Source organism: Confluentibacter citreus (genome assembly GCF_002807055.1).
In the GTDB taxonomy this organism is placed as follows: Bacteria; Bacteroidota; Bacteroidia; order Flavobacteriales; family Flavobacteriaceae; genus Confluentibacter; species Confluentibacter citreus.
Map to the genome: position 1 here is coordinate 1,250,553 of NZ_NIXN01000001.1, position 16,349 is coordinate 1,266,901.

Annotated in this window: 10 protein-coding genes; all 10 read right to left on the minus strand. The window is 35.7% G+C overall.

From position 1 onward, the window contains the following. Positions 1 to 8: 8 nt before the first annotated feature. The 10 genes from CDH49_RS05465 to CDH49_RS05510 all read right to left on the minus strand — a co-directional run bounded on the left by CDH49_RS05465 (position 9) and on the right by CDH49_RS05510 (position 16,347). Positions 9 to 1,085, minus strand: coding sequence for an esterase (locus tag CDH49_RS05465; protein ID WP_100614358.1), 1,077 nt, complete (start codon positions 1,083 to 1,085; stop codon positions 9 to 11). Between the two features lie 5 nt (positions 1,086 to 1,090). Beyond that, entirely contained in the window at positions 1,091 to 2,245 is a 1,155-nt protein-coding gene (locus CDH49_RS05470; RefSeq protein ID WP_100614508.1) for an esterase, read from the minus strand. 29 nt (positions 2,246 to 2,274) lie between these two features. After that, positions 2,275 to 3,390: an esterase gene (locus tag CDH49_RS05475; protein ID WP_100614509.1), complete on the minus strand. Its 1,116-nt coding sequence runs from the start codon at positions 3,388 to 3,390 to the stop codon at positions 2,275 to 2,277. A gap of 23 nt (positions 3,391 to 3,413) precedes the next feature. Then, positions 3,414 to 4,334 carry an alpha/beta hydrolase gene (locus CDH49_RS05480; protein WP_100614359.1) on the minus strand — a complete coding sequence of 307 codons (921 nt, stop codon included), beginning with the start codon at positions 4,332 to 4,334 and terminating at the stop codon, positions 3,414 to 3,416. A 56-nt stretch (positions 4,335 to 4,390) separates the two neighbouring features. After that, positions 4,391 to 5,245, minus strand: coding sequence for a sialate O-acetylesterase (locus tag CDH49_RS05485; RefSeq protein WP_100614360.1), 855 nt, complete (start codon positions 5,243 to 5,245; stop codon positions 4,391 to 4,393). A gap of 22 nt (positions 5,246 to 5,267) precedes the next feature. Further along, entirely contained in the window at positions 5,268 to 7,358 is a 2,091-nt protein-coding gene (locus CDH49_RS05490) for an alpha-glucuronidase (RefSeq protein ID WP_100614361.1), read from the minus strand. Positions 7,359 to 7,648: 290 nt separating this feature from the next. Beyond that, on the minus strand, positions 7,649 to 9,007 hold the full coding sequence (locus CDH49_RS05495) for a glycoside hydrolase family 43 protein (RefSeq protein WP_100614362.1): 1,359 nt from the start codon (positions 9,005 to 9,007) through the stop codon (positions 7,649 to 7,651). After that, positions 9,004 to 11,397, minus strand: coding sequence for a glycoside hydrolase family 31 protein (locus CDH49_RS05500; RefSeq protein WP_100614363.1), 2,394 nt, complete (start codon positions 11,395 to 11,397; stop codon positions 9,004 to 9,006). Before CDH49_RS05500 ends, CDH49_RS05495 begins: the two co-directional genes overlap by 4 nt. A gap of 30 nt (positions 11,398 to 11,427) precedes the next feature. Further along, positions 11,428 to 13,170, minus strand: coding sequence for a glycoside hydrolase family 43 protein (locus CDH49_RS05505; protein ID WP_100614364.1), 1,743 nt, complete (start codon positions 13,168 to 13,170; stop codon positions 11,428 to 11,430). A 36-nt stretch (positions 13,171 to 13,206) separates the two neighbouring features. Beyond that, positions 13,207 to 16,347 carry a glycoside hydrolase family 2 TIM barrel-domain containing protein gene (locus CDH49_RS05510; RefSeq protein WP_100614365.1) on the minus strand — a complete coding sequence of 1,047 codons (3,141 nt, stop codon included), beginning with the start codon at positions 16,345 to 16,347 and terminating at the stop codon, positions 13,207 to 13,209. Between the last annotated feature and the right edge of the window lie 2 nt (positions 16,348 to 16,349).

The following is a 16,349-nucleotide window of genomic DNA, read 5'->3' on the forward strand; positions in this document are numbered from 1 at the left end:
GATCCTAATTATTTAAAAACTTGTTGTAATGAATTTGCTAAAAAGAGTTTACAGTTCATCCAAGTATGGCCACCAGAAACTATTATAGGTTCTACTTCGATTTTTTTTTCCTTAAACATGGCTAGGTTTCCTTTCACACTTTCATATAGAAAATCTTCTGTGCCTACGCTGATGGTAAATAATTTTAGTTGTTCATTTATTTTTTTTGCATCTGGATTCCAATTAGTGAAATTCTTAGAAAACTCTTCTGTAGCTGTATAAGGCGCATAAGAAAAAATATAAGAGAATTTATCGGTGTTGGTTAAACCAATGTTTAATGTTTGACCCCCGCCAACTGAAAACCCAGCGACAGCTCTATTTGCTGTGTCCGTGTAAACTGGATAGTTGCTTTCAATAAAAGGAATGACATCATTCATAACATCTTTTGTGAAATCTGGCATGGGTGACGGACGCACATTTCCGTAAGGCATAACAATAATCATGGGTACGGCTTTTCCATCGGCAATTAAATTATCGGCAATTAAATTAGCTTTCCCAACTTTAGTCCACGTTTCTTCAGTATCCGAGCCACCGTGGATTAAGTAAAGAACAGGATATTTTTTTCCGTCCTGCATATTAAATCCCGGAGGTGTGTAAACCAATAATCGTCTTGTGGTATTTAATGATTCAGACTTGTAATAACGATAACTAATTTTTCCATGAGGCACATTTCTTAAGGAATGCACTAGTGGTTTGTTGCCCGGAACATCCACAATACTTCTTTTGAAACGTTCGTTGGCAAATACATAGGTATTGTTGGGGTCTTCTGTCTCTACACCGTCCACTTTAAAGCTGTATGGATAAATATCTGGTTTTACTTTTGAAAGAGTCGCTGTCCATACACCTTTATCGTCTTTTTTCATAGCAAGCTCTTTAGAAAGAATTTCGGTACTTAACAACACTTCTTTGGCGTTTGGTGCAAAATATCTGAAAGTAACATTATTATTTTTATCAACATCAGGAGAACTCAACCTAGGTGCTCTCTGGGCACTAACCAATTGAATTGACGTGAAAAGTATAAAAGCTGTATATATAAATTTTTTCATGATGCTTATTTTTTAAATAGTAATTGGGCTGTTTCGGTGACATATTTTTTAACATTCATCCAAGTATGTCCACCCGCAGTAATTAAGCTTTGAAACTTAATTTTATGTTCATCAAGATATTTAATGTACTCCATTGTTGAAGGGTACATAAAATCGGAATTACCTACACTTACCCAATTTAATTTTAGCATTTTATTGGTTTGTTCTGGATTACTACTAACGGAAATAAAATCGGTATCCATGTCTTTTGGAGACGCCGAAGCCGCATAAGAACACACCCAGGCAAACGTATCCATATTGCCATAAGCAACTCTTAAAGTTTGTCCGCCACCTCTTGAAAATCCAGCAATAGCTCTACTTTCTCTGTCTTTTATGGCTCTGTAGTTAGACTCTACATAAGGGATTATTTGTTTTATTAAATCATCTTCTAATTGTTTCATTCTTTCAAATGCAGCCTCAGTATCTCTTGCGGGATCATCTGGTTTAGCACCACCATTTTGTTCCGCTATTCTAGCGGCCGTATTGCCATTTGGCATCACTACAATCATGGGTTCTGCAAGTCCTTCAGCAATCAGATTATCTAAAATCCAATTGGTTCTTCCCACTTTAAAAAAAGTTTCTTCGGTATCTGTGGTTCCGCTAATAAGATAGAAAACAGGATACGATTTATCTGGAGAAGCATCATATCCGGGAGGTGTATAAACTACTAATGAACCCGTAGAACCTTCAATGGAAGGATAATATTCGTAATTTACGGAGCCATGGGGCACATCTCTTAATTCATACATGCGCGGTTCATCTCCTGGCACCAATAATATACTTCCTTTAAAACGTTCATTAGGGAAATAATCAACATTCCCAGGGTCCATCACGGAAGTACCATCAACCACAAAATTATAAGGATAGATATCTGGTTGAACTGGACCAACCGTTACACGCCAAATGCCTTGTTCACCTTTGGTCATTTCAACAGCACTATTTAAAAATTGCCCACTTAGCATGACCTTTTGTGCATTGGGAGCTAAATATTCAAAAGTGACGGTTTTATCGTTGTGTACTTGAGGAGAACGAACAAAAGGGCCTCTTGGGGGTTGGGCAAATGTGCTAAATTGTAGCATAAACACAACTGCGAAAAGCCATAAGTAAATACTTTTTCTCATTTTTATATTTAATTTAAAATTCATATGTATCATTTAAAAAGTTTTTCTGCTAAGATGGATAAATAGAGTTTACAATTCATCCAAGTATGTCCACCACCAGATATAAAACGCTCGTATTTAATCCCTTTACTATCCAATAATTCAAAATACTCTTTTACAACTCGGTAGGTGAAATCATCTTCACCAACTCCAATCCAAAAAAGGTCTAAATTTTTATTGGTTTGAGCAGGATTCTCAAAAGCAACAGCGTTATTACGCTCAAATTCATTAGGCAGCATGCCAGGTGCAAAACCAGCTACCCAACTAAACATATCTGGATTATTTAAGCCCATAAATAGACTTGTACCACCACCGCCAGAAAAACCAGCAATGGCATGGGAATTTCGGTCTTCTTTAACTCTGTAGTTTTCGTTTATGAATGGAAAAAGATAATTTAAAAAATCTTTTTTTATTTCCTGAAGATTGTCCCAATTTCTTAAACTTCCAGCTGATTTACTTATCGAAGGATAAGCTCTTCCATATGGCATGACGATAATCATTGGCTTCGCTTTTCCTTGAGCTATAAGATTGTCTAAAATAATATTTGCGCGACCCACTTTTGTCCAAGTTTCTTCGGTATCAGAACTTCCATGGAGTAAATAAAGTATTGGATATGTTTTGTCTGTGCTCGTTTCATACCCTGGTGGAGTATAAATAACAACAGGTCTTTCACCTAATTCTGGAGAGGTGTAATATCTATAAGATACTGTACCATGAGGCACATCTTTAATTGTATGTACCAATGGATTATTTCCAGTTATTTCTACGATGCTATTCTGAAATCCTTCATTAGGGAAAATATTTGTGTTTTTTGGATCTGCTACTTGAATGCCATCAACATTAAAAGCATAAGGGTACATATCTGGTTTTACCGGACCAATAGTTGCGCTCCATATACCTGATTCATCTTTAACCATATCAACCGAACCATTTTCTATTTGTGTATTGAGCTTTACTGAATTGGCATTAGGGGCCAAGAATTTAAACGTTACGGTATTATCTGAATTAACTTGTGGTGAATCAAACTCAGGTCTTCTTGCTGGTTGAGAAATTGCAATGGCACTGATAAAAAGAAGAAGTATGGTGTTAAATAATTTTTGGTTCATTTTTAATGTCATATATAAAGTTATTATTTTAGTAATTCATTTCTTTTCATCCACTCAAATAATGGGTTCATCCAACCTGGGTGTCTAAAAATAAATCCGTGGTCTCCCTTCGGATAAATATGCATTTCTGCATCTACTTTATTATGTCTTAGTTTTTGGAAATAGACAATACTGTTATCTACATCCACTGTTTTATCATCCGCCGTGTGGGTTAGATATGCTGGTGGGGTATTGGCGTTAATCTGCATTTCATTTGAAAAAAGGTGGATATCTTCCTTACTCGGATTTTTACCTATTAAAGCATCGCGAGAGCCAGTATGTGTTAAACTATCGGTCATGCTAATAACGGGATATACCAAAATTTGAAAATCTGGACGTAAACTGGTATTATTTGAATTTTCAATATAAGATTTTTCGAAATGAGTGGCAGCGGTTGAAGCTAAATGACCTCCCGCTGAAAAGCCCATAATGCCTATTTTGTTTTTATCCAATCCCCATTTTTCAGCGTTTTCCCTAACTAATTTGATAGCTTGTTGCGCATCTTGTAATGGACCAATTTTCTTGTCTTGCATAATCGCGTCATTAGGTAAACGGTATTTTAATACAAATACAGCGATGCCTTGTTCTGCCAGTGCTTTAGCGTTTGTAACACCTTCACCTTGATAAACCACCACACTGTAACCACCACCGGGAACAATAATAATAGCGGCTCCAGAAGCTTTGTCAGGATTAGGTTTAAAGTATTCTAGGGTAGGAGTGGTAACATTTCTGTACATACCTTCTCCAGATTCTTTGATATCTGATACTTTAGAGTTTGGAATATTAGAAGTGTATAATTGAATTATTTCTTGGGCATAAGTGAATTTACATGTCAGAAATAATAAAAAAATAATTACTAAAACAACCGATTGCTTAATGATGGAAATGTTAGCTGATTTTTGCATTAAAGTTTTATTTAGTTTAGTTGGTTTTTTAGTTGGGTAGGTTATATATCTTGTTATCAGTCGGTTTTAATATTATTGTAACCTAATAAAGATAACATTTTTGTTGCATATCTCTTACCAAAAGTTCTATAACCTTCAGCGTTAAAATGGAGATTATCAGGGCCGTCGGTACAACCTTGAGATGAAATAACGTATGAATTAGGAATTGTTTCTGGTAATGTTGCTATGATTTTGTTCATGCTCGCACAAACACCACCTTGGTCTTCATGAACGGTTTCTCCAGCTAAAAGAGGAACATCTGCTGGATTAAGGTTTAAATCTTTCATTAAATTGTCATAAACAATTTTCACTTTTTTAGTCCAAAGTGTATCATTAGTGTTTGATTCGCCTTGATGCAACAGAATCCCTTTTATAACACCATCTTTTTGGGCTAATTTCGCCATTTCAACAAGGCGTCCATAAGGATTCCCATCATACTCTTTTACCATATTGGTCATCCAACCAGGTACATTTGTTAAATATTCTTGGTATTTGTCTTTATCAAACAATTCAATTTTACAGCCTCCAATAGAAACATTTATAACACCAACTTTAACATTTTCTGGAAGATTGTCTACCATCGTTCTTCCAAAGTAATCAGTGGGGGAAAGTCCTGTTCTGCAACGGCATAATGGAGGAACGGCTGTGTACCATTTACCTTTTTCCCGATCTAAATTAGGACAATCAACAGCTTCCAAAACTTGAAAGCGATCATTCACATTTATGGTGTCCTGTGCTTCAATTCGTGCACTTCCTTCCATATTAGATTGTCCAAAATTTAAATAAATATGGAAATTAGGGTCTTGGGAATAAGAACAATTTACAACCATTAATAAAGTTGCGAATAATATAATGTTGAAATATTTTTTCATGATATAAGTGTGTTTGATATGGTTATTTATAGTCTAGTGGTCTTTTCATGGTGCTTATTTTTAAATCTTCTAAATCGTGCATAGGGCGTTCTATATCATAAGGTATAGGCATGTTGCTAAATTCTTGGAAATAAAGTAAGCAGGCATCTTTCCAAACTTGGGCATTTCTACTTTGGTTACGTAGTTTGCTTTGAACTTCGACAAATCTTTGATTATCTACATAAGGTTTTGCCATGTCCCATATTTTTTGGAATTCCCTAACTTTTTTTACACCAGCATCATAACGATAGGCAAGATTATCCCATAGACTTTTACCATTCTTCATTTTATAATCCCATGGCACATGATGGAACCATAATAATACGTTTTCCGGGCATGTTTCTATGTTATTCAATTGCGAACGAAGGGGCTCTTCATATTGGATGGTAGCATTACTTCCTGTAGGTGTTCTATCAAAACCAATTCCTAAACTATCTGCTTTATGATAGTAAAGCGATGTCCAATCTTTTCGAGCTCTAGCAGGACCATACCAAGGCCCAGGGCCATAATGTTCGTTTGCAGAAAAAATATGGTGCAGACCTAAAGGCATCATATAATCTACTATGGCTTCACGGCTATCCAGCATCATTTGTTTTACTGGTTTAAGGAAATTATTTGACCAATCACTTTTAGAGAAATCAGTTTTATTTTCACTGTTTGAAAGGTCAAAAGGAGAGAAGGTTAGCTTCACCCATTCGTCTGCTATTTGCTCGTTTGACAGTTCATGGTTCCATGCCAAACGTCCAAAAGCATACCAATTGGATTGCGCAAATGTATGTCCGGTCCAATTGTTATCTAATCCAGTATTCGCTACCCCTGCAATAGCCGATATTTTTTGATCAAAAAGGCTACCATCAGTAGTTTTTGCTACAGTACTGCCTTTCCCTTCTTGGTAAGTGTCACTGTCTAAAAACTCTTTCCACATAGGAGCCAGATAGGCTAAATGGATGGAATGGCCTAAGTATTCTTGTGTAATCTGTAATTCTGGCATGATAGCCGTTTTTTTAAGGGCACCAAATAGTGGGCTAAACGGTTCTCTAGGTTGAAAATCAATAGGGCCGTTTTTAACTTGAATAATAACATTATCCCTAAATTTACCATCAAGATGAACAAATTCATTATAAGCTTGTTTAGCTCTATCTTCATCATTGGCAATGTAAACGAAGGCTCGCCACATAACTATACCATTAAATGGCTTAAAGGCATCAGCCAACATGTTAGCCCCATCGGCATGTGTACGACCATAATCTTGTGGTCCTGGTTGCCCTTCACTGCTGGCTTTTACCAAAAAGCCACCAAAGTCGGGTATGAGTTTATAAATGTCTTTTACTTTATTGTTCCACCATTTTATGACTTCAGCATCCAAAGGATCTGAGGTTTTTAAACCTCCAATCAATGAAGGGGAAGAAAATTTAATGGAAAGGTATGTTTTAACACCATAGGGACGCAACACATCGGCAATGGCTTTCACTTTTTCTAAATACCCTTGTGTTAGCATCATGGGCGATGCATTGACATTGTTAAGAACAGCGCCATTAATGCCCACAGACGCATTTGCTCTGGCATATTCTTTCCAAAGTTTTATATCACTTTCTGTAACGTCTAAAGAATCTTTGCCAAAATGCCAAAATAAGGACTTACCGGCATATCCGCGTTCTATACTTCCATTAGGATTGTCCCAATGGTTTAGAACGCGTCTATCGTAAGATGGATTAATGCTTTCATCTTTAATTGTGCTTTCTGTTTGTTGTTTTCTTAAAAGCTCGTAAACGCCGTATAGAATTCCTAAATCAGTGTTTGCTTGTATACTGGTCGGTGTTATCTTAAATCCATCCGTATGTAAGGATTTGTCTTTTTTTATGGTTAAAGTTATGGTAGATCCTTCTGCGCCTTGCCAACCATTTATTAATTCATTTTTTGCGATATCAATAGTAGGGGATTGTTTTGTAGTTGTGACATTAACGGGTTTTGCCTTTTTATTTTGAAGCCATATATCATGACCATTTTGTGCGTTTAGAGTTAAGGCGAAGATTAGAAAAAGGACGAGACTTACACGACGTTTAAAATAATTCATTTGATACTTTAAATTTATTAATTCAGATATGGAATTATTCCATCATCATCTTTCATTATTTGATATTTTAATTCTAAAACCCAATGGTTTCATGATACTGATTTTCAGATAATGAATTATCAGGTTAAAGTAGGAAGATTGGTATTGGGTTATATTAGACTCTTGATTTCAGTAAAAGTCAATTCTAATTCTTAAATTTTAATACTTTATTTTTATAAAACTAATAATCAATTTATAATTCTCTAATTATGGATGTAGGTTTTGCTTTGAAAATGAAAATTCAAAACAAATTATTTCGAAAATTTCCAATAATCGAAATTGAATAAAACATGCGGTTCTCTTCCTTTGAAAACAAAATATAGGTCATGAACGCCTTTAATATTTTTAATATCAGTACTTAACAATTCCCAATCATCCCAATCTCCAATATAAGGTATTTTTAATGTCCCAACTAATTCACCAAATAAGCTGTCAACATGAATTTCAATCTCCCCGCCAAAATATCGACTTGAGACACTTGCCTCAAATTTGGATACTCCATTGCTGCCAAAATCCACATCACGCACTTTGATATAATCGTTATTATGAATAGACGTTACATATACACCAACTTCGTTGTTTTCGTCAAGTTTTAGGCCTTCAGACCATGCGATGGTTTCTGCTTCTGTTCTTTTAAAAGGGTTTAATGTTCCAACACCTTTTGTGATACCATCTGTCATGGTCATCTCAGGAATGGAACCATCAGGATTATATTTAAATTCCTCAACACAAACCGAACGATTAAAATCACCGCCATCAGGTAGTGCTGCATTGTGGTAGAAAAAATATGAATGTCCTTTGTAGTCTATGATTCCTGGATGATTTGATCCGCTTTTGCCCATGTGTGGCATTATTAATCCGCCATAGTTCCATGGTCCCTCAGGACTTTTGCTCGTGGTGTAATGAATGGACTCAACCACATTTGAAGCATATATCATGTAGTAAGTTTTATTTTTTTTGTAAACCCACGGCGCTTCTTCAAAGTCAGGCCCAAAAGCCGATTTATCAAAAATATCCAAGGCGGTAATTGGACTTGCTAAAGAAGTCATGTCTTCATTCAATTTAGCCCAATAACACGCATTATTTCCCCAGTAAAGGTAAGCTTGTCCATCATCGTTAATCATCACCGTGGGATCCAGATCATCCCATGAATGTTTGCCAAACGTAGTCATGTTATTGGTTATTAAAGCCTTGCCTAATGCGTCTTTAAATGGTCCATAAGGGCTATCTGATACTGCTACACCAACACTAACACCTGGAGATGTTTTATTTAGAGAAGAAATGTACCAATAATATTTGCCATTTCGTTCAATACATTGCGCTGCACTGGCATCTCCTGCAGACCATTTAAAATCACTGGTTTTTAATGGTGTTTTATGAGCTGTCCAATTCACCATATCTGTTGTTGTGAAAAGTGAATATTCCCTCATTAAAAATGAGTTGAGAGGATTTTTGTCTTCATCATGACCAACATACAGAAATAATGTATCGTTATAAACCACGGGAGCAGGATCACCCGTGTACATGGTTTGTATAATTGGGTTTTGACCTACACTTATTTCAGTAATAAGGATTAATAAACCTATTATGGTAATATTAAATTTTTTCATAATTGTAATTCTACCATATCACCTTTATAATTAATGGATTTAGAGATTGGTTCATTTTTTCCATCAACAAAAACAATATTAAAAGAACGGTTTTCCAACATACCATCAAAAGAGCCTTCCCTTTTTGCAATGGTTAGTTTTTTATTGGCATCATCCCATGTGAATTTGATTAAGGAAAATGCACCTTTTTCATAATTATAATTGTCGTTTTCGTCTTCATATAGGTTGAACTCACCATTTGCACCAGCGTATACACGTATTTCGAGATTCGACCAATCTTTCTCTTCTGCATATTGTACTTGAGGTCCAAAAGGAATGATGCTTCCAGCTTTCACATATAGTGGCATGATATCTATGGGTGTTTCTTTACTTATGGTTTTTCCTCCATCATGTTTTTCATTCGTCCAGAAATCATACCAAGCGGAGTTGGCAGGTAAATAAACTTCTGAAGATTTTACCGTACTGAAGTCTTCAATTTTATTTGATTTTCCACCTACAGTAACATCTTTAGTGTACATGGAGGTTGTTACTGGTGCTACTAATATAGATTTACCAAACATGTACTGATTGTTAATGTCATGTGTGTTTTTATCTGAAGTAAAATCCATTACCAAAGCACGTGTCATACTTGACTGGTTTGCGGTAACATCATGAGAAGTAGAATAAATGTATGGTAATAAACTATAACGTAAATGGATGAATTTTTCAATGGCATCATAAATGGCATCGCCTTTTTTACCGAATTGAAATATTTCCCTTGGGGCATCGGCGCCATGGGAACGCATCATGGTAGAAAAGGTTCCGAATTGTAACCATCGTGCATAAAGTTCTTTATAGTCTGGGTCGTCTAATTTCTTTGGATATTTAGTTAAAAAGAAACCGCCTATATCCGTATTCCAATAAGGGATACCAGTCATAGAGAAATTAAGTCCGGCAGGAATTTGATTTTTAAGAGCTTCCCAAGAAGACGTTACATCGCCGGTCCAGGTATTTGCTCCATAACGTTGTTGACCAGCAAAAGCCGAACGTGTTAAAATAAAGACACGTTTGTCTGATGTTACGTCCCTTTGATGATCATACACGCCACCAACCGTCATTAAAGGAAATGCATTGCGTACTTTTCTGAAAGAACCCAGATAGGTTTTGGTATCTAAATCTTCAGGTTTGGCATTCAGGTGGTCTGGTTCTGTAGAATCCATCCACCAGCCATCCATTCCCAAAGAGAAAAGGCCGTTATTAAGATACTTCCAATAAATGTCTCTTGCTTCTGGGTTGTAGGGATCGTAAACAACCACACCAGAAGGATAATCCATATCTGGAGGCCAAACATCTTTTCCTGATAAAGGCCACGTTGCAAAATTCATCAACATGTCCTTGCCTTTCAATTCTTTGTATACCTTAGTTTCAGGACCAAAAGAAGACCAGATGGAAATAATCATGTGTGCGTTTAAGTTGTGCACATCATCCACAAATTTTTGTGGATTTGGAAATTGCGGATTTAAAAATTCCATAGCATTCCAATGGTAATTGTCTCCCCAATATTGCCAATCCTGAATAATACCATCAATAGGAACCCCTAATTCACGGTGTTTTTCTACAACGCCAACAGTTTCTTCCTGACTTTTGTAGCGTTCTTTGCTTTGCCAAAAACCGAATGTCCATAATGGGAACATCGGTGCTTGTCCTGTAAGATCTCTCATTTCAGCAATAACGCCATCGGCATTACCACCCAACATAAAATAATAATCGATAGAAGTGCCAACTTCGGAACTGAACTGTGTTCCATCAGCATCATCTTTAAATGTGGTAGGCGAGTAGTTGTCCCAAAAAAGACCGTACCCTTTTACCGATTGGAAAAAGGGTACATAGTCTTGTGTGTTGCCTTGAACCATATAAACTTCTTGGTTTCTTTGGGACATCTTGCCTTGTTGCAGAATGCCTAACCCATAAATAGCTTCATCTGGCTCCAATTGGAATGATTGGCTTACTTTAAAGGTGCTTTCTCCAGCATCATTGTTAGGTGTAAAATCAGAACCTGGTGCCGCTTCCGTAAATAACGAATTGCCGTTTGAATCAGCATACGCAATCTCTCCAGACTTTCGGTTTAACTTTACTGATAAACTATTGCTACTTATTGTGAAATAATTTTCATCTTCCGAAATGTTTAAATTCATCTTTTCAGGTGTTTTAACCACCGAAAGGCTTTTTTTATCAATTACGGAATCTTGTGGATACTTTAAAATTCTAACAATTCTAGGCGAAAAAAACTGAATGTCCACTGTTGTGGAATCAATAGATGTCTTTAATCCTAAAGCTGTTTTTTCATAATTTTTTGTGCCACAGCCAACAATAAATAATGACAATAAACCTATCCAATAAATGCACTTCATGTTTGTTTAGTTTATTTGTATCTTATATCTCTATTGAGGCACAGCATCATTAGCAGTAGTTGCATAAAGACCTAATAAAGCACCAGTAAAACCTCCAGCAACATCTGTAGATAGAATGTCTCCTGAAACAGTTCCACCCACATTTACGAAATCAGTTCCATTTGTTGAATAACCAAAATCGTATTTATCACCATTTGCTTTTATTTGAAGAGTAACAGGGTTTTTAACATCAATTTTAGTGCTGCCAACAATAGTAGATTCTGTTTCACGACTTCTCTGTTTACGTTGGTTTTTTTGTAACAACAAGAAATAATCTTCACCTTTTTTGGTGATACCAAACACGTAATTTGAGTTTTCATTTTGTAATGCAACAACGCCCGCCAAATCTTTTTCTGAGTTTGGTTTATATGCTAAAGTTGTAGTTAATGAAAACGTATTATGCATTTGACGATGGAAAAGCGTAGATGTAGGCTTCATTTCCTTGATATTGGTGTCAAACGGATTAATTTGTAACCCATTTTTTGTTTTTGATATAAATGCTTCACGTGGGCCTCTTAAACCTATCCAACGGTTATCCAATTTTTCTGAAGTAAAGTTATCAGAAAATGTAAAATTTCCGTTAGGAAAAAATCCCTCTTTGCCAGTTTTGTTTTGTGCACCTTCAGGCATTTTTAATTTTGGCTCTAAAGGAACTAATCCGTTTTCAAAAATAGGAAATTCTCCTGACCAATCTACTGGTAAAATAAAGGTTTCACGACCTGTGTTTACTCTATGTTCTTCGTTAGGACGAACCGCTAAAAACACACCATAATATTGATCGTTTGGACCTTTTACCAAATCGGCATGTCCTGCCCAATCCACTTTATTCTTACGGTCTTTAGGAAAATGTCTTTGGGTAAGGATTGGGTTGCTAGGTGCTGGGATATATGGGCCTCTAGGACTATCACTTTTAAAGATAACTTCACTGTGCCAATCACCTGTACCACCTTCAGCACACATTAAATAATAGCTACCATCCTTCTTGTAAATATGAGGTGCTTCAATCCAAATAGGTTTTTTGGTGATATCCACACCACCGTCAACTATAATCTTATCAGTTCCAGGTATTACCTTGTCATTTTCAACATCATAGTCCCAAACTTTTATAACACGATGACCACTATATTGTTCTTTATCTTTATCGGGTGCATCATTATGAACGATGTAGCCTTTACCATCATCATCAAAGAAAATAGAAGGATCAATACCGCCAAATCCAAGTTTAATTGGGCTTCCCCAACCTTTCATTGGGTCTTTTGTTTTCACGATAATGTTTCCTAATCCACCTGAAAAAGCCGTCACAATCATGTAAAACGTATCGTTGTGAGGATTATAGGTAATACCTGGGGCGTAAACACCTTGGCTAATACCCGTATCATGAGGATTGAATTCTGCTACATTATTTAAAACACCTCCTAAGTCAGTCCAGTTAACCAAATCTTTTGAGTGAAAAATAGGCACACCCGGAAACATGGCAAATGATGAACAAACCATATAATAATCATCGCCTTTTCTAGTGATAGCTGGGTCAGGATAGCAGCCTTGTAAAACAGGTGTGTAAAACTCATCTGGTTTCAAGGGATTGTCTATGTATACTTGGTCGTTGCCTTGGTAAACAAAGTTTGAAAATACAGGTGGATTTTTAACTTTGCTTTTTTTAGTCTGTCCATTAACTCCGCTGAGTGAGGCCAAAGCCATGATGGATGATAGGAGTATTAATTGCGTCTTTTTCATTGTTTAATATATTTGTTATTTAATTGTGTTTATATTTTATTTATCATTTTTATATTCCATGATGAAAGCATAAGTATAAGGTTTGTTTCCATCATTGGTATATTTGTCTAAAGTACGGGCGCCCCAAGAATCGACTCCACCAACACCATGAATATTCAAATCAATATTCAAATTTATGAAATCGCGGTCTTTTAGTTCATAGGGGTGTTTTGCTTTTTCTAGATCTTCTTCAGTATAGGGCCAAGCTCTAAAATTTAATGGTTGGAGACCATAAATCATGATGCTTTCATTTTGGTTTGAAAGCGAAAACCAACGAACATCGCCACGATTGGCGTTATCTTGTGGGTAAATATAATGGGTTATAAAGTTATTCAATTTTAACTGATTTAGTCCTATAAAACTGGCAGTTTTTCGATCGGGGTAATTTTCATAAGGACCCCGACCGTACCAATTTATCTGATTCAAATTTGATGGAATTCTCATTCTCATGCCAAATTTTGGTATTAATGGAATGTTTTCCGAAACAGGAATATATGACGCTTCTACTTGTACTTTCCCATCTCCATTAATAATATATATTAACTTGTAGGACGCACCAATTTCTGGCAACTCCATATCAAACGTTATAACAGTCAAACCCGCTTGCTTTTCAACATTAATTTTAGTCACTTTTCTGGACGCATCGGCATGTTTCCATTTTCCGAGACGTTGTTCGTATCTGTTATTTATTTGATTATTATTTGGTGGTTTCCAGAAATAAGGTTCTAAGCTGCCTTTTAATAATTCGATATCATTGGTTGTCCATGAGGTTAAAGCACCATTCAATTTATCAAAATTATATTTAAAATGATTTGTCTCAACATTGACAGCGTTTGGAGTTTCTTTAATAATAATATCTCCTCCAATACTTATTTTTTGTAGCTCTATAGTTTTTAGAATAAACTGTTCTTTGGCTACTGTAAAACCTGGATTGGCCCATAACGTTGCCTTTTTTAATTTGGCATAAATATTTAGGATTATTTCACTTTTGAAGGTATTTAAATCCGATTTTAAGTTAAAAGGAATGTCTTCAGATTTCCCTGGTAAAATAGTTGGACATGGCACTAAGCCAGTTTCTATAATTTTTCCATCTGAAAGAAGGTCATAAACAAAATCAAAATTATCTGTAGTTGTGAAATCATAAAGATTACTTATTTTAATTTTTTGACTCTTTATGTCATCTAATTTAAAAGTAATATTCTGATAAACTTTTTGAACTTCGTAATAGTGTGGATGAGGTATTCTGTCTGGGCCAATCAAGCCATTATTACAGAAAGGGCCATCATTTGGTACATCACCAAAATCACCTCCATAAGCCCAATACTCATCGTCTTCTAAAGTTAATTGGGCAGGATTGTTGGGATATTTTAGCTTAGAACCATCTATTTTTTTTGCTATTCCTTGATCAACCCAATCCCATATAGCAGCTCCCGTCATACTAGGGTCATCATAAAAAACATCCCAATACTCTTGAAGATTGCCTCCTGAATTACCCATGGCATGCATGTACTCGCGCATAAAGAATGGTTTGTCATTTATTTCTTTTGCAAGTTTCTTTGCGTTTTCAGGGGTTAAATAACTTTCATCATATAAAGCTGAAATATCTCTTTGTGAGTCTGAAAAAATAAGTCTTGTAGGGTCTATGTCTTTTATGGCATCTGCCATCGCTATGAGGTTTTGCCCTTGTCCACCTTCATTTCCTAACGACCAAATAATAATACTTGTATAATTTTTATCCCTTTCAACCATGGACACGGCCCTATCTACATGCGCTTTTTTCCATAAAGGGTCATCACCAAGAATTTTATTGCCAATTCCATAACCATGCGATTCTTGATTGGCTTCATCCATGACATACATACCATATTCATCACATAGTTCATAGAAAAGCAAATCGTTTGGATAATGACTGGTTCGAACCATATTGATATTGGCTTGTTTCATGAGCTCAATGTCTTTGATGACGGTTTGTCTATCAACATATTTTCCCGTTCTGGGATGGTGTTCGTGCCTGTTCACGCCTTTTAGTTTAATAGGCTTGCCATTCATATAAAAAATTTCACCAATAACTTCTGCTTTTCTAACGCCGAATTTCCAATGAAGGGTTTCTACAATTTCCTTTTTATTGTTTATTAATTTTAAATTTAGTTTGTATAGGTTGGGTGTTTCGGCCGACCATAAAAGTGGATTAATTAGGGTGGAACTTATTTCTACAACATTTTCTGAAAGTTTATTTAAAGTTCCCACCTTTTTGGATATTTTAATATCCCCCAGATTTCCTAATGTAGAATATCCTGATATCGTTCCTTCCACAGAAAACCCGTCAAGATTTTTATCCAATTTATTATCAATATTTAACTTGATATTTACAGTGGCACTATTGAAAGTTTCATTAGGTTCTGCCAACACAGTAAAGTCGCGAATACATGTTTTCGGACGCATTATAAGCTCTACATCTCTGAAAATACCACTTAAACGCCACATGTCCTGATCTTCAAGATAACTGCCGTCGCTTAACCTGTAAACTTCTACGGCTAATTTGTTTTCTCCAAGTTGGATATAGTCTGTAATATCAAATTCAGCGGGCAGAAAAGAATTTTGACTATAGCCCACTTTTTTGCCATTAACCCAAACATACATAGCAGAACTAACACCACCAAAATTGATAAATATTTGTTCGTTTTTTAATTCCTTAATATCGAAGTGGGTAACATAGCTTCCCACAGGATTTCTACTTTTATAAAACGTGAAATTCGGTGGAGGTTCTGTAGTTACTCTTGGTTGGTCTTTTTGAAAATGATAAGGTATATTTGAATATATGGGAGTATCATAACCTTGTAACTCCCAATTACCTGGAACAACTATAGTATTCCAAGATTCTGTATTATATTCCAATGAATAAAAATTCTCTGGTCTAGATTGGGGGTCTGGTGCCCAATTAAATTTCCATATGCCATTTAAAGAAATGATAGTGGGATTATTTGCCTTTTCATTTGTAAGGAAAAGTGAAGCATGTGGTTTCTCTTTGTTTATACCAATAATTTCAGGATTTTCCCAATCATTTTGAACTTGGGAAAATAGGTTTCCTGATAAAAAAGGAAACACAAAAAGAGCATACAAAAATAATCGCTTTGTCATTT